Consider the following 18,503-nt stretch of genomic DNA (forward strand, 5'->3'; position numbering starts at 1 on the left):
CACCCGCATCAACCCGACCAAAGCCACTAACCGCGCCATCAAACAACTCAACAACCTCGGCTACAACGTCACCATCACCCCGGTCACCGCAGCCTAACCCACCAATACTTTCGTATTAGTTGGGAGAGCACGCGTGCTAGCGGGTCGGGTCAATCATCGTCATGCCCGCCACGGTTGCCTTGTCGAAGCCGGGCAACAGCGCCGCTGCTTCGGCCAGGCCAATGGTCCGTTCGATCAGCAGTTGCGGCTGGAGCCGACCCTCCTCGATCAATGCCATCATGCCGGGATAATCCACTGCGGCCATGCCGTGACTGCCCAGCAGGTCGAGTTCCCAGCCGATCACGCGGGCCATGGGCACTTGCGGGTTGCCGTTGATGGACGGCAACAGGCCGATTTGGACGTGCCGCCCCCGCCTACGAAGGCTCAGGATCGCGTCGGCGCACGTCTGTTCACTTCCGACGGCGTCAACGGCCACGTGGCTGCCTCCGCCGGAGAGGACGCTGACTGCTGCCGGAATGTCGGTGCCGTCCGCCAGCACAGTATGGTCCGCTCCCAGTTGCGCCGCCACAGCCAGCGCCTCCGGGTTCCGATCCACCGCGATGACCCTGGCTCCCATGGCCTTGGCAATCATCACCGCGCTCAGCCCAACACCCCCTGCTCCCACCACGGTCACCCATTCATCTGGCTTGACCTCCGCCCGGGCCGCGAGCGCCCGGTAGGCGGTGGCGAAGCGGCAGCCGAGGCTGGCCGCCGTCGTAAATTCAACGCTGTCCGGGATGGCAACCAGGTTGCTGTCTGCCGCGTGGAGGGCCACATATTCGGCAAAGGAACCCCAGTGGGTGAAGCCCGGCTGCTCCTGGTCGGGGCAAACCTGCGCTTCGCCTGCCAGGCACCATTCGCACGTTCCGCATCCGCAGACGAAGGGAACGGTCACGCGGTCGCCGACGATCCAGCGCTGCACGCCAGGCCCGACGGCGGCAATCACCCCTGCGAGTTCGTGGCCCGGGACGTGTGGCATGGCGATGTCGTCGTGCCCGGCCCAGGCGTGCCAATCGCTGCGGCACATTCCTGTGGCCACAACCTTCACCACCACGCCACCGGGCGGGGCCTCCGGAACCGGAACCTCCCGCACCTCGGGCTGGCTACGGACTTCGTCAAAGATCACTGCTCGCACGGATTCGACTCTGTCACACTTCCGGCCTCCCATCCGACATCCCTGATGTAAGGAACCACTTCGAAAGGACGAACACCATGCCACGCATCAACATGGGCCGAAGCAACAAGCTCGGCTACGCCGCCGTCATCGGTTTGGAAGGCTACGCCCGCAAATCCGTCGATCCGGAACTCTACGAGCTCATCAAGCTCCGCGCCTCCATCCTGAACGGCTGCGGATTCTGTGTGGACATGCATGCAACCGAGGGTGCCAAGCGCGGCATTCCGTCCCGCAAGCTGCACGCCGTCGCAGCCTGGCAGCATTCGAAGGTGTTCTTCGATGCCCGCGAACAGGCCGTGCTCGCCCTGACCGATGCTGTCACCCAACTGGGACCGGACACTGTCACCGACGAGATCTGGAATGCCGCAGCAACGCACTTCGACGACGGCCAAATGGGTGCCCTGATCCTGGCCATCTCCACCATCAACGTCTGGAACCGGATCGCTGTCAGCACGCAGATGGAGCCACCGCTGGACGAGAAGAACCCGCTGGTCTGAACGGTAACGTGGGCACCATGACTCTTGCAGTCTCGGCCACGGCGGCGTGGCAAAGCGAACGGAACCGCCTCCTGGGCATCGCGTACCGGATGCTGGGCGATTTCGGTCATGCCGAAGATGTGGTGTCGGAGGTCGCGATGGACGCTGTCCGGCAGGAAAGGCGTTCCAGTGTGGACTCGTGGCCGGCCTGGCTGACCACCGTGTGCGTTCGGCGTTCCGTTGACCGGGTGCGGCAACTCGCGGCAATCCGTGAGGACTACACCGGGCCCTGGCTGCCCGAACCGGTGGATACTTCCGCACTGGCCGAGGAAACACTGGTCAACCGCGAGCTGTTGTCCCTGACCTTGCTACACCTTGCCGAGCAATTGGCGCCCGAGGCGCGGGCGGCCCTGGTGCTGCACCGCGCCTTCGGGATGTCCGCCCCGGAGATCGGGGAAATCCTGGACAAGACACCCGCTGCCGTACGGCAGATGATTTCGCGCTCCGAACGCCGCCTGGACATCGACCCCGACGCGCCCGCCCCTAGGGCCAAGGACCGCGCCGCCTTGGAGAAGTTGGTGCTCGCGATCGAGAACGGCGAAATCGACACCGTGGTCGCGATGCTGGACCGGGATGCTGTGCTGTGGGCAGACGGCGGAGGCAAGGTCAAGAGCGCCATGAACCCGCTGTTCGGGGCCGCCAGGATCGCACGGTTCTTCGTGGGCATCCTGGGAAAGGCCGCTGCCACGCAGCCCGTCACAGCGGACCTCATCGACGTGAACGGCGGACCCGCACTGGTGCTGAGGCATTCGGGCCGCGCCGATGTCTTAGTGCTCGACGGCGGCTCTGACGGCACCATCCGCGGGTTGCGGCAGGTCTCGAATCCGGACAAGCTGACGCGGGTTGCGCTCTGAGCTGGCGCGAAACCGCGGGAAAGCTGCGCATTCGTAGGGAAGCTTCCGCACGAAGAGGCAGGCTTCCCGCGAACCCGGCGCACAGGTAGCCGAGCTAATCCCCGGCCGAACCACTCACCCGCAGCGCGTTGATGATCGCCGGAATGGATCCGATCAGCATGATCAAAGCCCACACCAGCGCCACCACCACGGTCACCAAGGCCCAAAACTGGTCCCCGATGGATACCAGTGGCCCGGGCAGGAACCCGTGGATCAGCCCAAGGACCACCTGCAACAACACGGAAACCACCAGCAGGATCACCAGGCCGGTGACCTTAAGGAACTTCGGCTGGCTCAGGATCAGCAGCACCGCGAAAACGATCTTCAGCAGCAACAACAACCCGAGGATGGCCGCCGCCTGCCCCTTGGGAAAGCTCCCCCACAGCGCCAGGTAGGCAATGGTTCCGAAAGGCGTCGCCACGAACAGCCCGATCATCAGGAACAGTTTGGCCAACGCGAGCAAAGCCGTGAGGAACGCCCCGATCACCCACAGCAGCGTCACGATCAGCGTGGCAATTCCTTGGACCCGCCCGTACGTGCGCAGGTTCATCATGAGGCTGAGCCCCAGCATCACCACCGTGAACAGCAGCAACCCGTCCAGGAACGCCAGAAAGCCGATGCCCGCCCCCGGAGGATCGGCATCGGCTTTCTGTGTTTTGAGGAACACCTCCAGCGGGACACCCAGCTTGTCGGCGTCACCCGGGGAGACAGGATCGACGGCGGTCTGGCCCAGGACCAGGGCCATGCCCACCTCGGTCAGGACTACCAGGGCGAAGACAACGACGGCGGCAATGAAGAACGGGCGGCGCAACGCATCCGGATCCGGCCCGGCACGGAATCCCTCACGAATTGACCACGCTGCGGCCATGGCTCAATTGTGGCACCGGGGATTTCAAAAACAAGCGCCCCGCAAACAGGGCCGCCACGCCCAGCCCTGCCGGGACAAGCAGCGCCCATCCGCTGAACACCAGCACCACAAGCATCACCACAGCGGCAACGATCACCCCGTACCACGCAGCCGTGCCGCGGCGGAGGAGGAAAACCCCGGCAGCCAAGCCAAAGGCCGTCACCGCCGTGAAGCACGCGGATGCCGCGCCGATCTGGAACTCCATGCTCAACAGCCCGGCAGCTGCGAGTGCAAAGGAGATCGCCGCCATCACACCCAGGGCCGCGAGGCTTGCCGAGGGAACCTCCCCCGGCCCGGCGCCGCGCGCCAGAGCACGCGGCAGCACGCCGTCGGACGCCAAGCGGGCACCGAGCTTGCTGGCGCCGGCCACGAACGTGTTGAGCGGCCCGAACGTCAGAACCGCCGCGGCCACCGCAGTCACCGGAGCAGCGGCTGGACCGAGTCCCTTGGCCAGCAACTCGGCCACAGGAACGCTGCTCCCTGCGAGTCCCGGCCCAAGGACGGCGACGCAAGCAGCCACCAGGCCGATGTAGATCACGCCGACCACGACGAGCGTCAGCCACGTTGCCCTCTTCAGATCACGTCCTGGGTTGCGGAATTCGCCCGCCAGATGCGTCACCGCTTCCCATCCGGCGAAACAAAAAAACAGCAGGCTGGCCGCACCGCCCACGGCCAGGTAGCCGTGTGGGGCGAAGGGCACAAAGTTTTCCGCCTTGGCGTACGGAGCCGCAACTCCCACGGCCAAGGCCAGGAGAGCCACCAGCAGGACCATCAGCCCCAGTTGCAGCTTGCTCGAGACCCGTATGCCAACGGCATTGCTCACGAACCCTGCTGCAAGGATCAGCCCCGCTGCGATCAACGCCGTCTCCCGGCCACCACCTAGCGCATGGGCGATGTAGTCCCCGCCGATCACAGACGTTGCCGGCGCTCCGAACGGAATGGCGAAGTAGAAGAGATAGCCGGCCACCACTGAGGCCCGCCGTCCGAAAGCGCGGGTCACGAAGGTGGCGATCCCACCGGCGTCGGGCTGCTGCCTGGACATTTCGGCGAAGCTGAAGGCCACGGGCGTGCAGAAGACCAGCAAGAGCGCCCACGCCAACAGCGACGCCGGACCTGCGACTTGGGCTGCGATGGCGGGGAGCACAAGGACACCCGAACCTAGAATCGCACCCACATAGATCCCCGTCGCCCGGAAAAGGCCCAAGCCCGAATTACTGGCAGCTTTACTCACATTTCAAGTGAACAGTGTTCGGGGCCAGGGCATCCAGCAGGGAAACTGCCTTTCAGTGTCGATATTCTGCCGAATTTGCTTTCACTGCCCGACGCCGAAGCCGGGCCACGAGCGTTGCGGCGAGTAGCGCCGTCGTGATTTCCAGGCCGATCACCAACAACAGTTGGGCGGCCCCGGCGGTATCAACAGCGCCCGACGCCGACCTGCCGCCGTGCGCGTGTCCGGAACCGCCGGCTCCGAGCAGCAGCACGGCGTGCAGGGCAACCATGGCAAGAGCTGCGCCGGTGACTTGGTGGAGTGCACCGACCCTGCTGTGGCGCCAGATGTGGACCGTGCACGGGACGCAGACCGCAGCCAGGGCAACCATGACCAAGCCGATCCAAGCGTCGTGGTGTCCTGAAGCGGCGAGCCAGAGGTGGGTCAGGCAGGAGACGGCCGTGATGGCGGCGCAGATCCGGGAGTGGAGGACGGGTCCGTTGGTGCGGACCCGTCCTGCAGTGATCGCCATGGCTAGTGGCAGTGCCCGGAGGCTTCGCCGTGCCCGGTCTCAGCAGCACTCTCACCGGAAGGGGCCGTGGGGCAGCTCGAACCCGAGCTGTTCGCGGGCACATCCAGCACGGGGCTGCGGTCGAAGAACCCCTCGGGGCGGAGCTTGAAGCCCACGGTGTCCACGGGCATGATCGGCCAGTCCTCGACGCGCGGGAAGTGGGTCAGGCCGAAGGTGTGCCACAGAACGATGTCCTGGCCGTCGATGTCGCGGTCCTGGGCCACGTAGGCCGGGAGTCCTGCCCCGCCGGAGTGCTGGTTGACGAAGTCGCCGGTGGGGTAGCGTTCCTCGTCCGCGTAGCGGGTGACCCAGACATCCTTGGTGGCGAAGGCCGCGCGGCGGGCGATCGAGGAACCGGGGTCGGCCAGGAGTGTGGGCTGGTTTTCGGCATGGAGTTTGTAGCCAACGGGTTCGCCCAGGCGGTTCTTCGATTCCGGGTTGGAGATGATCCAGGTGCGGCCAACCTTGGCGTCGGATTCGCGGACTGCTTCGGATTCTTTGGTGAGGACGGTGCGCTTGCGGGAAAAGGCGTTGCCGCGCTCGTTGCCCGGCCCCATGGCCTGGCGGACCACGTCCTCTTCTTCGACGCGGTTGGTGAAACCGTCGATGGCCATGTCCAGGCGGGCGCTGAAAAGGTGCTGGTGGAACGGTGCGCCCAGGCCCGGGGCGAGCTGGGAGATGTTGTCCGAGCCGCCCTCCGGGAACGCCGAGGTGAACACGATGCCGGTGGCCTTGGCCTCGAACTCGATGGTGCCGTCCAGGTAGAGGTACCAGTAGAAGCCGTAGTCGTAGTTGCCGATGGTGGTGAAGAAGGAGATCACCAGGCGGCGGTTGCGGCGGGTGTAGTTCATTCCCGTCCACAGGTCCGAGTGCTTGGAGAGGATGCCCCAGTCTTCCTCGTGCATGCAGATGCCGTTGCGGATCTCGCGGGGGTTGCCGAAGGCGTCACTGATCACCGGGCTGAGGTACGTGATGTCGCCCAGGCAGTCGCAGCCCAGTTCCAGGGAGTTGGCGTACTGGCCCACGAGGTATTCGCCGGTGTCGAAGTAGTTCTGCCACGACCGGATGGGAGAGGGATCGCCGTAGGGAACCACCATCTCGGCGATCGACGCGCGGTTGATGATTTGCCGCTTGCGGTCTCCGTCGTTGAAGGCCAGGTTGTGCAGGACCACGCCTTCACGGACATCGAAACCGACGTCCACGCTCCACTTTTCCCACTCCACGTGGTTGCCGCCCGTAACGGTGAAGCTGGGGCCTTCAGGCTGGGTGATGCTGATCGGCTTCTGCGTGTCGCGGAGGGGTCCCGTCAGCTCCGGATCGGTGTAGTTGCCGTGCTCAGCAGGGATCGGCATCACGCCAAGGTCGATCACCTGGGTGACTTCCTTATTCACCACGTCCACGTAGGCCACCAGGCCGTCAACGGGATGGGCCCAGGCGCTGTCTTCCGGGAAGTCCTGCACGAAGGCCAGGCCGCGGAGGATGCGCCGGCCGCGCTCTTCCTCGTACTCGAAAACGCCTGCGGACAGCGGGGCAACGCGTACCTTTGCCACGTCGAGGTCGCGGGCAGCAAGGGCGGCCAGCCACCGCTCATCCGTCGCCAGGAGCGTCTCCACAACCTCGAACTCCTCCTCAAGGACCGGCAGTTCGCCGGAGACTTTGGTATCAAGCTCGACGGCGGACAGCACCTCTCCGCGGGCGGCGGAAACGAGGACGTCGGTGGGAGCTCCCCCGGAAATGTCGTGGATGAACACACGGAACCTGCGGTCAGGTTCGGAGGCACCGCGGGATGGATCCACCAGGCCGAGGTAAGCGATCCGCTTGGCCTCCCCGAGGTGTCCGGAGGCCTGCAGGATGCCTTGCACAGTGGTGATCTCTTCGGCTGTGGCCAGGCCGTATTGGGTGGAAACGTGAGTTGCTGTGGGCGTCATGGCTGCCTCTTGTCCGGGACCGTGGAGGGTCGGGATTTATTTTCTATTGCTGTAGAGAATAACCAAAACGTAAGATGGGTCACAAGACCTATCCGCCGATTATTTTTCCGGGAGCCCCCTCCGTGCCAAAGATTGTTGACCACGATCAACGACGCCTCGAACTGGTGGACGCGACATGGCGGATCATCGCCAGACTGGGCATTGAAGGTGCCACCATGAGGGAAATCGCCATCGAGGCAGGGTTTGCCAACGGCGCCTTGAAGCCCTATTTCCCCACCAAGGACCTGCTGCTCACGTCGGCGTTTGGGCACGTGTTCAACCGGACCAACCAGCGCATCGCCCTGGTGACGGAAGGACTCTCCGGACTGGCCGCCCTGCGGTCGTTCTGCGCCGAGGTGCTCCCCCTGGACGAGGAACGAGTCAACGAAGCCCGGATCGTCATTCCGTTCTGGCAGAAGGCCCTCAACGACCCTGACATGGCCGCCCTGCACAGCGAATCCATGAACCAATGGCACACCACCATCACGGCACATACCGCAGCAGCCCGCGCGGCCGGCGAGGTCGCCACCCCCATCGGGGACGCCGCCGTCGCCGATCACCTGCTCAACATGATGCTTGGAGCCCAGATCGTGGCAGCACTGTCCCCGGCGGAACACTTTTCCATCAACCTCGAGGGGCAGTTGGACAACTATTTGGCGTTGCTGGCCGCCCGGCCTAGCTCGTAGCCCCCGACGCCACCACTCCAACACCCAGTCCCGCAATGATTCCGCTGGATGTACGTTCGACGACGGTGCTCACCTTCGGCTTCTTCAGCCACCGCATCGCCTTGAACGCCACCACGGCGATCATCGAGAGATACGCGAAGGCAATCACGGCGACTACGACGCCCAGGATGAGGGACGTGCCCATGGTGTCGCCGCCGTGCGGGATGAACTGCGGAACCACGGCGAGGTAGAACAGGCCCACCTTGGGGTTGAGGAGCGTGGAGAGCGCACCCGCTCCGAGGGCCGAAAGGCGGTTGTAGGGCAGCGGCTCTTCGGCAGACCCAGCAGCACCGGCCTTGGCTGCGCGGCGTGACTTGATGAACGACGAAACACCCAGGTACAGCAGATACAGGCCGCCGGCGATCTTGATCCAGCGGAACAACTCCGCAGACTGCTCCAGGATCGCGGCGAGGCCAACCCCCACCAGTGCGGCCCACACGATGGCACCGATGGCAGAACCGGCCGCTGCCGCAATCCCCGCCGACGGTCTGTTCAACGCGATGCGAAGCACCAGGAAGGTGTCCGGACCGGGAGTCACGGACAGAACCAGGCAAAGACCGGCAAATGCAGCGAGGGAAGCGAGAGTCACAAGATCGATTGTGGAGCATACCGGCAGGTAGCGAAAGCCAAGTGAACCTAAAGCGTTCGCTTGCCGTCAAGGCTTGTTCGTCCAATGACAAGACCATCCCACGTGACGCCAACCACACTGGAAGCATCGCCGCGCGCCTCACCGGCCGCCAAGACTTACTACCGAGCGGAGTACCAATGGAGACTTACGACGCCCTGCTGGCCTCGATCACCGCAGCCCCCGGCCAGAACAGCCGCACCATTTTCGATCCCGCCACGGGCGAAGCCGTCGGCGAGGCCCCGGTCCACACGGTCGAAGACCTCGAAGCCGCCATCGCTACTGCCGCTGCCGTTCAACCCGCGTGGGCCGCCTTGGGCCACGACGCCCGGTCCGCTGCGCTCCTGAAAGCAGCCGACGCCGTCGAACGCTCCGCCGAAGAACTCGCCCAACTGCTCTCCCGCGAGCAGGGCAAACCGCTGAACGGCCCGAACGCCCGCTTCGAAGTGGGCGCCTGCGCCGCTTGGCTGCGCGCCACGGCCGGCACCCCGCTGGAACCGGAAGTAGTAGTGGACGACGGCGAAACCCGCGCCGAGCTGCACTACCGGCCCATCGGCGTCGTGGGTGCCATCGGCCCGTGGAACTGGCCCATGATGATCACCGTGTGGCAGATCGCCCCGGCCCTGCGGATGGGCAACTCCGTGGTGGTCAAGCCCTCCGAATACACCCCGCTGTCCGTGCTCGCGCTGATCTCCATCATCAACCAGGAACTCCCCGAAGGCCTGGTGTCCGTGGTGTCCGGCGGCCGCGACGTCGGCGAAGCGCTTGCTTCCCACAAGGCCATCGGCAAGGTCATGTTCACCGGCTCCACCGCCACGGGCAAGGCGATCATCCGTTCCTCCGCGGACACGGTCAAGCGCCTCACCCTGGAACTGGGCGGCAACGACGCCGGCATCGTCCTGCCCGATTCGGACCCCAAGGCCATCGCCGAGGGCCTGTTCTGGGGCGCCTTCATTAACACCGGCCAGACCTGCGCCGCACTCAAACGCCTCTACGTCCACGACTCCCAGTACGAGGCCGTCTGCACCGAACTCACTGCCGTCGCCGCAGCGATGCCCATGGGCAACGGCCTCGACGAGAACAACGTCCTCGGCCCGCTGCAGAACCGCCAGCAGTACGACATCGTCGCCCGCCTGGTGGATGCTGCCCGCGATTCCGGCGCCCGGATCCTCGTGGGCGGCAACCCTGACACCGACCAGCCTGGCAACTTCTACCCGACCACCTTGGTGGCGGATATCGACAACGACAACCCGCTCGTCGCAGAGGAACAGTTCGGCCCCGCCTTGCCGATCATCAAATACAGCACTGTTGATGAGGCCGTCGCCAAAGCGAACGCGCTCGACGTCGGACTCGGCGCCTCAGTCTGGTCCTCCGACCCGGCCGCCGCCCGCGAAGTCGCCGCCCGCATCCAGGCCGGTACGGTATGGATCAACAAACACGGCGCCGTGGACCCCCGCGTCCCCTTCGGCGGCGCAAAGCAGTCCGGCTACGGCCTCGAATTCGGCGCCGAAGGCCTCAAGCACCTCGGCGTCCCGCAAATCATCAACGGCTAGCCTCCCCTTCCGCGTCACCCAACTGGGGGACAGATAACGTCGCTACGAGCCCTCGTAGCAGCGTTATCTGTCCCCTACTTGGGTGCCAACCACGGCGTTGGCCATACGGTGGACGCTTTTGCGCAGCCCCATACCCCGCATGAAACCATGAGCACCATGTCCCAGAAGATCGCGTACCAAGGCGAGCCCGGAGCCAACTCGGACCTCGCGTGCAAGGAAATGTTCCCCGAACTCGAAAGCGTGCCCTGCGCCAGCTTCGAGGACGCCTTTGAACTCGTCTCCACCGGGGAAGTGGACCTTGCCATGATCCCGATCGAAAACTCCATCGCGGGCCGCGTGGCGGACATCCACGTCCTGCTTCCACAGTCGAACCTGCAGATTGTTGGCGAATACTTCCTTCCCATCCGCTTCGACCTGCTGGGCATTCCCGGCAGCACCATCGAGGGCGCTACCGAGGTCCACAGCCACATCCACGCGTTGGGCCAGTGCCGGCGCATCATCCGCGAAGCAGGCCTGAAGCCCGTGATCGCCGGGGATACCGCAGGGTCTGCCCGCGAAGTCAGGGACTGGAACGATCCCCGCAAGCTCTCACTCGCTCCACCGCTGGCGGCCGGCCTGTACGGACTCGACGTCCTGGCCTCCGGCGTCGAGGATGATCCCACCAACACCACCCGGTTCGTGGTCCTGGCCCGCGAACGCGCACTTCCCACCAAGGAAGAACTGCCGGGTCCCGCGATCACCACGTTTGTGTTCCGCGTCCGGAACGTCCCCTCGGCCCTCTATAAGGCGCTGGGCGGGTTCGCCACCAACGGGCTCAACATGACCCGCCTTGAGAGCTACATGGTGGGCAACGAGTTCGCGGCCACAATGTTCATCTCCGACGTCGAGGGCCACCCCGAGGATGCCCGCCTCCGGCGCGCACTGGAGGAGCTGGAGTTCTTCACCACGGAGGTCCGCGTCCTTGGCGTCTATGCCGCGGACGGCTACCGCGAGCGGAGCCTGGTTAACGTCTGAGCGACTCAGACCGCCTTCCATTCAGAACATGTTCTGAATAGACTGTAGGTATGAGCACTACCACCACGTCAAGGACTACGTTCCAGTCGTCTGAGCTCAGCAGGTCTTCCTCTGAGGTCTTCGCGGCCGCAGCTGACCACCCGGTCCGGGTCACGCGTCGTGACGGTGAAGCGCTTGTGCTGATGTCCGAGAGCGCAGATCGCGCGCGGGCTTCCCTGCTGGAATTGGCCGCCCAACTCGTAGCGGTCTCCACGAGCACCGAGGGGACCTTGGCGAGCCGCATGAGCGACCGCTTCCCGTGGATGCTGGCGCTAAGCAAGGATGACCAGGAAACTTGCGCCAGCGAGGTATTGGCCGCTGCCCGAGCCTCATTCGCTACAAATCAACCTCACTTGGCGATTGCCGAGCTAACCGCTTGGCGTGAATCGGCAACGGCACTAGCAGCTGGCCTGGGCAAGGAGCCCATTGAATGGCTTGAAGAATCTGAACCCGTAGAGCGTCCCTAAGGCATGGCGAAGGACTCCAAGGTTGAGCGCCCTACCAAGAAGAGCGAGTACGATCTTCGCTTCGCATCTGTTCAGGCAAAGCGCGGGTGGATTGATCTAGAAATGCGTCGGCTCCTCCACCAGCGCCGTCGCGATGCTGTCCGCGTCGTCCAACGCCGCGAGGTAGCGCTCGGCATCCAAGGCCGCTGAACAACCCGTACCCGCTGCAGTGATGGCCTGGCGGTAGCGGTGGTCCACGGCATCGCCGCAGGCGAAGACGCCCGACAGGTTGGTGCACGTGGTGGGTGAATCCACCTTGATGTACCCCTCGGCATCGAGATCCACCTGGCCACCCAACAGTTCCGTGCGGGGCAGGTGCCCAATCGCCACGAAGATGCCCGTCGCCGCCTGCTCCTGGGTTTCCCCGGTACGGGTGTCCGTCAGCGTTACGCCCGTGACCTTGGCGTCACCATGGATTGCAGTGACCGCAGAGTTCCACGCGAAGCTGATCTTCGGGTTGTCCTTGGCCCGCTGCGCCATGATCCGGGAGGCGCGCAGCTCACCCTTTCGCACGACGACGGTCACGGACTTCCCGAAACGCGTCAAGAAGGTTGCTTCCTCCATGGCGGAGTCGCCGCCGCCCACCACGATGATGTCCTGCTCGCGGAAGAAGAAGCCATCACACGTGGCGCACCAGGAAACACCGTGTCCGCTGAGCTTTTTCTCTTCCGGCAGGCCGAGTTCCTTGTAGGCAGAGCCGGTAGCCAGGATGACCGCCGGAGCTTCGTGGGTCCTACCCGCCCCGGTGACCACCGACTTGAGGTGGCCCCGCAGCGAAACGGACGTGACGTCGTCGAACACTATTTTGGCGCCGAACTTTTCCGCCTGGGCCTGTAGTCCGTCCATCAATTCCGGCCCTTGGATCCCCTCAGGGAAGCCGGGGAAGTTCTCCACTTCCGTGGTGTTCATGAGCGCGCCGCCGGCGGTCACCGATCCCGCCAGGACCAGCGGTTCCAGCCCGGCCCGTGCGGCGTAGATCGCAGCGGTATAACCGGCAGGACCGGACCCGATGATGATCAGCTGTTCCTTGCTCATGAAAATCTCCTTGGCTGGGCAGGCATGACGCCGGGCGGGTACTTGTTCAAGTGCAACAAGTACCCGCCCGGCAATCAAGGCCTATCGAACCGGAGACGCCTCGCGCTCCTTCACGGAAACGGAGGAATTACCACGCCCCAGCTTGCTCGGCCACCAGATTTTGTCCCCGATGTCGTAGGCCAACGCGGGAACCAGGAGGGAGCGCACCAGCACGGTATCCAGGAGCACACCGAACGCCACAATGAAGGCCAACTGCACCAGGAACATGATGGGAATGACGCCCAGGGCGGCGAAGGTCGCCGCGAGGACCACTCCGGCGGAGGTAATCACGCCGCCCGTCACGCCGAGTCCCCGGAGGATGCCCGGCCTCGTTCCATGCTTGAGCGATTCCTCACGGACGCGGCTCATCAGGAAGATGTTGTAATCCACGCCCAGGGCCACCAGGAACACGAAACCGAACAGCGGAACCGTGGCATCGGCACCGGAGAACTGGAAGATCCCGTTGAACACCCAGGCCGAGACGCCCATGGCCGCGCCGTAGGACAGGACCACGGAAAGCACCAGGAGCACCGGTGCAACCACTGACCGAAGCAACAGCATCAGGATGAACAGGATGACCACCAGCACGATCGGGATAATCACTGTCAGGTCGCGCTGGGCCGTGGTGTTGGTGTCCAGGGCAGTTGCCGTGACGCCGCCAACCAACGCGGCGGAATCAACGTCGCGCACAGCCGAACGCAGCGACTTCACCGTGTCTTCGGCTTCGATCGAGTCAGCGGCGCTGTTGAGCGTGGCATTGATGAGCACACGGCCATCGCGGACGGCTGGATCCGCCGGCGCACCCGGTGCGCCGGTAATCGGCACGCTGCCCTCGCCCAACAGGTAGGCGTCGCCTACGCCGTTGGCGGCCTTGACCTTGTCCAGCACCTGCTGCGCGGCGTCCTGGGAGGCAACCACGACGACGGGGCTGCCGCTGCCGGCGTCGAAATGCCTCGCCAGCGCGTCCTGGCCGTCGACGGCGTCGGACTTGGCCAGGATGACGTCGGTCTGCGGAACACCGTTGGCCTTCAACTGAAGGACACCCGCAGAGGCTACCACCAGGAGCAGCACGGAGACGATCCACACCACGCGGGGTCGCCGCGAAACCAAGGAACCCACACGCCGCCACAGACCCTTTTGCCCCTCAAGGCCGGTGACCAGCTCGGGTTCGCGTTCGTCGTCGGGCAGGAGCTTGGGACGGAAGGGCCAGAAAGCTGCGCGGCCCAGCAGCGCCATGAACGCCGGAAGCAGGGTGAGCGCGGCGAACAGCGAGCAGACGATGCCCGCCGCAGCCACGGGACCGAGGGCCTTGTTGGAGTTCAGGTCGGAGAACAGCAAGCACAGCAGCGCGATGATCACGGTGGCGCCGGAAGCGAGGATCGGCTCGAAAGATGCCTTCCACGCCGTCAGCACTGCCTGGGTCCGGTTGGTGGTGTGGGTGAGGGCCTCACGGAACCGGGCAACGAACAGCAGGGCGTAGTCCGTGGCGGCACCGATCACCAGGATGGACAGGATGCCTTGGCTTTGCCCGTTCAGTTGGATCCACCCGAGCTTGGCCATGCCGAAGACCAGCAGAATCGCGGCGCAGAGGGCGAAGACGGAGGTCAGGAGCACGGCAATCGGCAGCACGAGCGAACGGTACACGAGGAGCAGGATCACAAACACCGCGCCGAGCGCCACGAGCAGCAGGATGCCGTCGATGCCGCCGAATGCGTTGACCAGGTCCGCCGTCAGCCCAGCAGGGCCCGTCACATAGGCCCGCATGCCATCCGGAGCACCGGGCTGCACCACGTCGCGGAGTTCCTTGACCACGTCACGGATCTCGTCAGTCTCGGAGATGGGCACAATGTACTGCACCGCTTTGGCGTCCTGCGAAGGGATGGGCCCGACGACGGCGCTCCCCAGCTTGAGTGCCTCGATGTCGGCTTTCAGCTGGGCTGCTTCGCCCAGTTGGGCCGGGGTGAATGCGGTGTCGCTCTCGACGATGACCACCGCGGGGATTTCGTCGGAGTCGCGGAACTTGGCCTGCCAATCACCGGCTTCGGTGGCTTCCGCCCCGGCAGGGAGGAACGAGGCTTGGTCGTTGGAGGACACTTCCTCCAGCCGCCCGAAGGTGGGGCCGCCGACCCCTGCTATTCCCAGCCAGGTGATGACCAGCACCACAGGGATCAGCCACCGCAACCAGAACGGCACTTTCTGTGTCTTCATGGGTCCTTACTTTCAGAGGCACGAGTGGGCATTTATTAGACTATAGAGTATCTCTATCATGGAACTAATCAAGCGGACTTCGTCCCCGATGCCCTGCCGGGCGGGGACGGGGAGTAATATCCGGAAGGCAGCAAAGACATAAGGAGGCGCTGATGTCGGATACGTGGGACGAGCGCCCAAGGGATCCCGCCACGGATGCCGGTGGCCGCGCCTCGGTGGGTGGTGCGCCGGAAGGTGCGGGGCCGCCGTCGGGCCTTCCCCAAGACCTTGTCCGGCTCCTTCAGGACTTCACCCTGGAAGCCAACCACTATGTAGACGCGGCGGGCGGCCGCAATGACATGCACAGGACCGACCTCAATGCGCTGGCAGTGGTCATGCGCCACTCGGCTGCCGGCCGCGTGGTGACGCCGGGCGTGCTGCGCAGCGAACTGCGGCTTAGCTCCCCCGCAACCACCGCGTTGGTGGATCGCCTGCACGCCTCCGGGCACCTCACCCGCGAGCGCCTTGGCACGGACCGCCGCCAAGTCCAACTGCACATGACACCCAAGGCATATCGCGACGGCAGCGCCATGTTCCTTCCCCTGGCCATGCGGATGGGGAAGGCCATGGGTGCGTACAGTGAAGCGGAACTGGACCTGGTCCGGCGCTTCATGACGGACATGGTGGAGGCCACCATCGACGCCCGCCACGAAGCCACCAGCCCCGAACCCAACTAGGGGACACCAAACGTCCCAATGAGCGCTCAGTGGAACATGTGCTGTCCCCCAGTTGGGCGCCGCGTTCCACCCACGCGTTCCACCCAAACACACAGGCCAAGCTGTAGCGTTTCCCTATGAACGAGCAGCAGCCTGAAGATGTCTATACCCACGGGCACCACGAGTCGGTTGTCCGGGCCCACGCCTCACGGACAGCCGAGAATTCGGCCGCGTTTGTTATCCCCCATCTCACCCCCGGGACGTCAGTGCTCGACGTCGGCTGTGGACCTGGCAGCATCACATGCGATTTCGCGCGGCTGGTTTCGCCCGGGCACGTGACGGGTTTGGACCGCTCGGCGGACATCATTGCCCAGGCCACCGAGCTGGCCAAGGACCGCGGCGTGGAGAACGTCGACTTCCAAACGGGGAACATCTACGATCTCGACTTCGAGGACGAAACGTTCGATCTGGTCCATGCCCACCAGGTGCTCCAGCACCTCACCGACCCCGTAGCGGCCCTGCGGGAAATGCGCAGAGTGGCCAAACCGGGAGCCATCGTGGCCGTGCGGGACGCCGATTTCCACGGCATGAGCTGGTACCCCGAGGTCCCCGAGCTCGACGACTGGATGGAGCTCTACCAAAGGATCGCGAGGCGCAACGGAGCAGAGCCCGACGCCGGCCGCCGCCTGGTTTCGTGGGCGCAGCAAGCCGGGTTTGCCCAGGTTTCCCCGAGCAGCAGCAACTGGCTCTACGCCACGGCACAGCAGCGCGCTTGGCAGTCACGGGTGTGGAGCGAACGGGTGCTGCACTCCGCCTTCGCCGAGCAGGCTTTGGAGTATGGCTTCGCCAATGAAGCCGATCTCGCCCGGATCGCCGCCGGTTGGCACCGTTGGGGGGCCACGGAGGATGGCTTCTTCCTCATCCCGAACGGGGAAGTCATTGCGAGGGCCTAAGTGGCTGTACCTCCACTACCTTGATTGAAGCCCAGCAGGCGTCAAATCAACCCTTTCTGGTGGCATTTCCGCTCTTGCGCCACCAATGTTGGTGGTGAAGGTACGCGCCACCAAAAAGTATTTCCGATGCCATGTAGAAATGTCCCGCCCGGTTCCGACTTATGAGTGAAGGCTCCCAGACAGGGAGCCCCTCAACAAGGAGTTCGAGATGAAATACATGATCATGATGTTCGGTTCGGCCGAGGGCATGATGGAAACCGCCGATCCGGAGTGGGTCAAGGAAATGATCGGTTTCATGATCCAGATCGACAAGGACCTCACCGAGTCCGGAGAGCTCGTGTTCAACGCCGGACTCGCCGATGGCAGCACCGCGAAGCTCGTCAAGCAAACCCCGGACGGCGTCATCACCACCGATGGGCCTTACGCGGAAGCCAAGGAGTCCCTGGTGGGGTACTGGGTGGTGGACGTTGCCAGCGAGGAACGGGCCGTGGAGATCTGTTCCAGCATTGTGAAGTACTCGCAGGTAGTGGAGCTCCGAGCCATCCCGGCCGGCCCGCCGGAGGTCTAGCCTTTGACCCAGCCCCCGCGGGACACCCGAATCGAGGACCTGCTGCGCACACTCGCGCCGCAGGTCCTTGGCGTGCTGGTCCGTAAACACGGGCAGTTCGACGTCTGCGAGGACGCCGTTCAGGAAGCCCTCCTCGAAGCCGCGATGCAGTGGCCGTCCGGAATGCCGGATAACCCCAAGGGCTGGCTGTTGTCCGTCGCGTCCCGAAGGTTGATCGACGCCTGGCGCAGTGACTCCGCCCGGCGCGCCCGGGAAGACCGCGTGGCGGCCATGGAAGTCGACGTGCCCGTTTCAGCTGCCGACGACACCCTCACCCTCATATTCCTCTGCTGCCACCCGGCCCTCTCGGCACCGTCGCAGCTCGCCTTGACGCTCCGCGCAGTAGGTGGACTCACGACGGCGCAAATCGCCTCCGCTTTCCTGGTCCCCGAAGCGACCATGGGACAAAGAATCAGCCGCGCGAAACAAACGATCCAGAAGGCCGGCGGCCGGTTCGAGCAACCGGCACCCTCCGAGCGGAAGGCGAGGCTCGGCGTCGTACTTCACGTCCTGTACCTGATCTTCAACGAGGGTTACGCCGCAAGCTCCGGTGAGTCGCTGCAGCGTGAGGACCTGACCACCGAAGCGATCCGGTTGACCCGCCTGCTGGTTGCCGCGGTGCCGGGTGAGCCGGAAGCTGGGGCTCTGTTGGCCCTGATGCTGCTCACGGATTCCCGCCGCGCTGCTCGAGCCCGGCCGGACGGTACTCCGGTGCCCTTGGCGGAGCAGGACCGGAGTACTTGGAATGGCGGGCAGATCGCGGAGGGCATTGCGTTACTGACCTCCGTCCTGGGCCGTGGGCGTCCCGGTCCCTATCAACTGCAGGCCGCAATCGCCGCTGTCCATGCCGAGGCGGCTTCTGATGCAGAGACGGACTGGCCGCAGATCGTGGCGCTGTACACAGTCTTGGAAGCCGTGGCCCCCAGCCCTGTGGTGACGTTGAACCGGGCCGTCGCCGTGGCGCGCGTCGAGGGGCCGGTTGTGGCTTTGCAGCTCTTATCCGGCTTGGATCCCGCGCTGGGTCGCGGGCACCGCCTGGACGCCGTGCGCGGGCACTTGCTGGAGCTGGCCGGGCTGCCTGTCGAAGCCCGTTCTGCGTATCTGTCAGCCGCGAAGAAAACCGGCAGCCTGCAGGAGCGACGGTACTTGATGGGCAAGGTGGCGGATTTGGACGCCGCTCAAAACAACAGCGACGGCAACATATAGTCGA

Annotated in this window: 18 protein-coding genes; 10 read left to right on the forward strand and 8 right to left on the reverse strand. The window is 64.7% G+C overall.

The genetic code is table 11. The features are described 5' to 3' along the window. Window positions 1-136 precede the first annotated feature (136 nt). Entirely contained in the window at window positions 137-1,174 is a 1,038-nt protein-coding gene (locus ACH488_RS16580) for a zinc-dependent alcohol dehydrogenase family protein (protein ID WP_397325663.1), read from the reverse strand. A gap of 77 nt (window positions 1,175-1,251) precedes the next feature. Between ACH488_RS16580 and ACH488_RS16585 the strand changes: the two genes are divergently transcribed. After that, window positions 1,252-1,710: a carboxymuconolactone decarboxylase family protein gene (locus ACH488_RS16585; protein ID WP_397325664.1), complete on the forward strand. Its 459-nt coding sequence runs from the start codon at window positions 1,252-1,254 to the stop codon at window positions 1,708-1,710. Window positions 1,711-1,727: 17 nt separating this feature from the next. Further along, window positions 1,728-2,603 (forward strand): sigma factor-like helix-turn-helix DNA-binding protein, encoded by an 876-nt coding sequence (locus ACH488_RS16590; RefSeq protein ID WP_397325665.1) that lies wholly within the window; start codon window positions 1,728-1,730, stop codon window positions 2,601-2,603. Window positions 2,604-2,697: 94 nt separating this feature from the next. On the opposite strand, the gene ACH488_RS16595 is transcribed toward ACH488_RS16590, so the two are convergent. The 4 genes from ACH488_RS16595 to ACH488_RS16610 are packed head-to-tail and all read right to left on the reverse strand — an operon-like array spanning window position 2,698 to window position 7,255. Continuing rightward, complete coding sequence (locus tag ACH488_RS16595) at window positions 2,698-3,510, reverse strand: hypothetical protein (RefSeq protein WP_397325666.1); 813 nt, start codon at window positions 3,508-3,510, stop codon at window positions 2,698-2,700. Beyond that, window positions 3,485-4,780, reverse strand: coding sequence for an APC family permease (locus ACH488_RS16600; RefSeq protein WP_397325667.1), 1,296 nt, complete (start codon window positions 4,778-4,780; stop codon window positions 3,485-3,487). Before ACH488_RS16600 ends, ACH488_RS16595 begins: the two co-directional genes overlap by 26 nt. 52 nt (window positions 4,781-4,832) lie before the next feature. Continuing rightward, a complete protein-coding gene (locus ACH488_RS16605) occupies window positions 4,833-5,288 on the reverse strand; it encodes a hypothetical protein (protein ID WP_397325668.1) in 456 nt (151 codons plus the stop codon). Window positions 5,289-5,290: 2 nt separating this feature from the next. Continuing rightward, window positions 5,291-7,255 (reverse strand): primary-amine oxidase, encoded by a 1,965-nt coding sequence (locus ACH488_RS16610; protein ID WP_397325669.1) that lies wholly within the window; start codon window positions 7,253-7,255, stop codon window positions 5,291-5,293. Between the two features lie 122 nt (window positions 7,256-7,377). Between ACH488_RS16610 and ACH488_RS16615 the strand changes: the two genes are divergently transcribed. Beyond that, complete coding sequence (locus ACH488_RS16615) at window positions 7,378-7,980, forward strand: TetR/AcrR family transcriptional regulator (RefSeq protein ID WP_397325670.1); 603 nt, start codon at window positions 7,378-7,380, stop codon at window positions 7,978-7,980. Here ACH488_RS16615 and ACH488_RS16620 read toward each other — a convergent pair. Further along, window positions 7,970-8,608, reverse strand: a complete 639-nt coding sequence (locus ACH488_RS16620) for a LysE family translocator (RefSeq protein ID WP_397325671.1) — start codon at window positions 8,606-8,608, stop codon at window positions 7,970-7,972. The two genes, ACH488_RS16615 and ACH488_RS16620, sit on opposite strands and share 11 nt — an antisense overlap. A gap of 176 nt (window positions 8,609-8,784) precedes the next feature. Here ACH488_RS16620 and ACH488_RS16625 point away from each other — a divergent pair, with 176 nt between their 5' ends. From ACH488_RS16625 to ACH488_RS16635, 3 genes are all read left to right on the forward strand, one after another. Next, the gene (locus tag ACH488_RS16625) at window positions 8,785-10,197 is read left to right on the forward strand and encodes an aldehyde dehydrogenase family protein (RefSeq protein ID WP_397325672.1); all 1,413 of its coding nucleotides are present in this window, start codon (window positions 8,785-8,787) and stop codon (window positions 10,195-10,197) included. Between the two features lie 156 nt (window positions 10,198-10,353). Further along, complete coding sequence (locus tag ACH488_RS16630; RefSeq protein ID WP_397325748.1) at window positions 10,354-11,211, forward strand: prephenate dehydratase; 858 nt, start codon at window positions 10,354-10,356, stop codon at window positions 11,209-11,211. 50 nt (window positions 11,212-11,261) lie between these two features. After that, window positions 11,262-11,717, forward strand: a complete 456-nt coding sequence (locus tag ACH488_RS16635) for a prevent-host-death protein (RefSeq protein ID WP_397325673.1) — start codon at window positions 11,262-11,264, stop codon at window positions 11,715-11,717. Between the two features lie 96 nt (window positions 11,718-11,813). On the opposite strand, the gene trxB is transcribed toward ACH488_RS16635, so the two are convergent. Together trxB and ACH488_RS16645 are read right to left on the reverse strand one after the other, a co-directional pair. Further along, window positions 11,814-12,791 carry a thioredoxin-disulfide reductase gene (trxB, locus tag ACH488_RS16640; protein WP_397325674.1) on the reverse strand — a complete coding sequence of 326 codons (978 nt, stop codon included), beginning with the start codon at window positions 12,789-12,791 and terminating at the stop codon, window positions 11,814-11,816. Window positions 12,792-12,872: 81 nt separating this feature from the next. Further along, window positions 12,873-15,038 carry an MMPL family transporter gene (locus ACH488_RS16645; protein ID WP_397325676.1) on the reverse strand — a complete coding sequence of 722 codons (2,166 nt, stop codon included), beginning with the start codon at window positions 15,036-15,038 and terminating at the stop codon, window positions 12,873-12,875. Between the two features lie 152 nt (window positions 15,039-15,190). Here ACH488_RS16645 and ACH488_RS16650 point away from each other — a divergent pair, with 152 nt between their 5' ends. The 4 genes from ACH488_RS16650 to ACH488_RS16665 all read left to right on the forward strand — a co-directional run bounded on the left by ACH488_RS16650 (window position 15,191) and on the right by ACH488_RS16665 (window position 18,499). Further along, complete coding sequence (locus tag ACH488_RS16650; RefSeq protein WP_397325677.1) at window positions 15,191-15,754, forward strand: MarR family winged helix-turn-helix transcriptional regulator; 564 nt, start codon at window positions 15,191-15,193, stop codon at window positions 15,752-15,754. A 116-nt stretch (window positions 15,755-15,870) separates the two neighbouring features. Beyond that, window positions 15,871-16,686, forward strand: coding sequence for a class I SAM-dependent methyltransferase (locus ACH488_RS16655; protein WP_397325678.1), 816 nt, complete (start codon window positions 15,871-15,873; stop codon window positions 16,684-16,686). Window positions 16,687-16,894: 208 nt separating this feature from the next. Next, on the forward strand, window positions 16,895-17,254 hold the full coding sequence (locus ACH488_RS16660) for a YciI family protein (RefSeq protein WP_397325679.1): 360 nt from the start codon (window positions 16,895-16,897) through the stop codon (window positions 17,252-17,254). A 3-nt stretch (window positions 17,255-17,257) separates the two neighbouring features. Continuing rightward, entirely contained in the window at window positions 17,258-18,499 is a 1,242-nt protein-coding gene (locus ACH488_RS16665) for an RNA polymerase sigma factor (protein ID WP_397325680.1), read from the forward strand. Window positions 18,500-18,503: the final 4 nt, after the last annotated feature.

Source organism: Paenarthrobacter sp. NPDC018779 (assembly GCF_044391085.1).
Classification (GTDB): Bacteria; Actinomycetota; Actinomycetes; order Actinomycetales; family Micrococcaceae; genus Arthrobacter.

What these genes read in the sequence shown, in the direction of transcription:
- ACH488_RS16585 (WP_397325664.1), top strand. Translation starts at nt 1,252, where the DNA reads ATGCCACGCATCAACATGGGCCGAAGCAACAAGCTCGGCTACGCCGCC.
- ACH488_RS16590 (WP_397325665.1), top strand. Translation starts at nt 1,728, where the DNA reads ATGACTCTTGCAGTCTCGGCCACGGCGGCGTGGCAAAGCGAACGGAAC.
- ACH488_RS16595 (WP_397325666.1), bottom strand. Translation starts at nt 3,510, where the DNA reads ATGGCCGCAGCGTGGTCAATTCGTGAGGGATTCCGTGCCGGGCCGGAT.
- ACH488_RS16605 (WP_397325668.1), bottom strand. Translation starts at nt 5,288, where the DNA reads ATGGCGATCACTGCAGGACGGGTCCGCACCAACGGACCCGTCCTCCAC.
- ACH488_RS16610 (WP_397325669.1), bottom strand. Translation starts at nt 7,255, where the DNA reads ATGACGCCCACAGCAACTCACGTTTCCACCCAATACGGCCTGGCCACA.
- ACH488_RS16625 (WP_397325672.1), top strand. Translation starts at nt 8,785, where the DNA reads ATGGAGACTTACGACGCCCTGCTGGCCTCGATCACCGCAGCCCCCGGC.
- ACH488_RS16630 (WP_397325748.1), top strand. Translation starts at nt 10,354, where the DNA reads ATGTCCCAGAAGATCGCGTACCAAGGCGAGCCCGGAGCCAACTCGGAC.
- ACH488_RS16635 (WP_397325673.1), top strand. Translation starts at nt 11,262, where the DNA reads ATGAGCACTACCACCACGTCAAGGACTACGTTCCAGTCGTCTGAGCTC.
- trxB (WP_397325674.1), bottom strand. Translation starts at nt 12,791, where the DNA reads ATGAGCAAGGAACAGCTGATCATCATCGGGTCCGGTCCTGCCGGTTAT.
- ACH488_RS16645 (WP_397325676.1), bottom strand. Translation starts at nt 15,038, where the DNA reads ATGAAGACACAGAAAGTGCCGTTCTGGTTGCGGTGGCTGATCCCTGTG.
- ACH488_RS16650 (WP_397325677.1), top strand. Translation starts at nt 15,191, where the DNA reads ATGTCGGATACGTGGGACGAGCGCCCAAGGGATCCCGCCACGGATGCC.
- ACH488_RS16655 (WP_397325678.1), top strand. Translation starts at nt 15,871, where the DNA reads ATGAACGAGCAGCAGCCTGAAGATGTCTATACCCACGGGCACCACGAG.
- ACH488_RS16660 (WP_397325679.1), top strand. Translation starts at nt 16,895, where the DNA reads ATGAAATACATGATCATGATGTTCGGTTCGGCCGAGGGCATGATGGAA.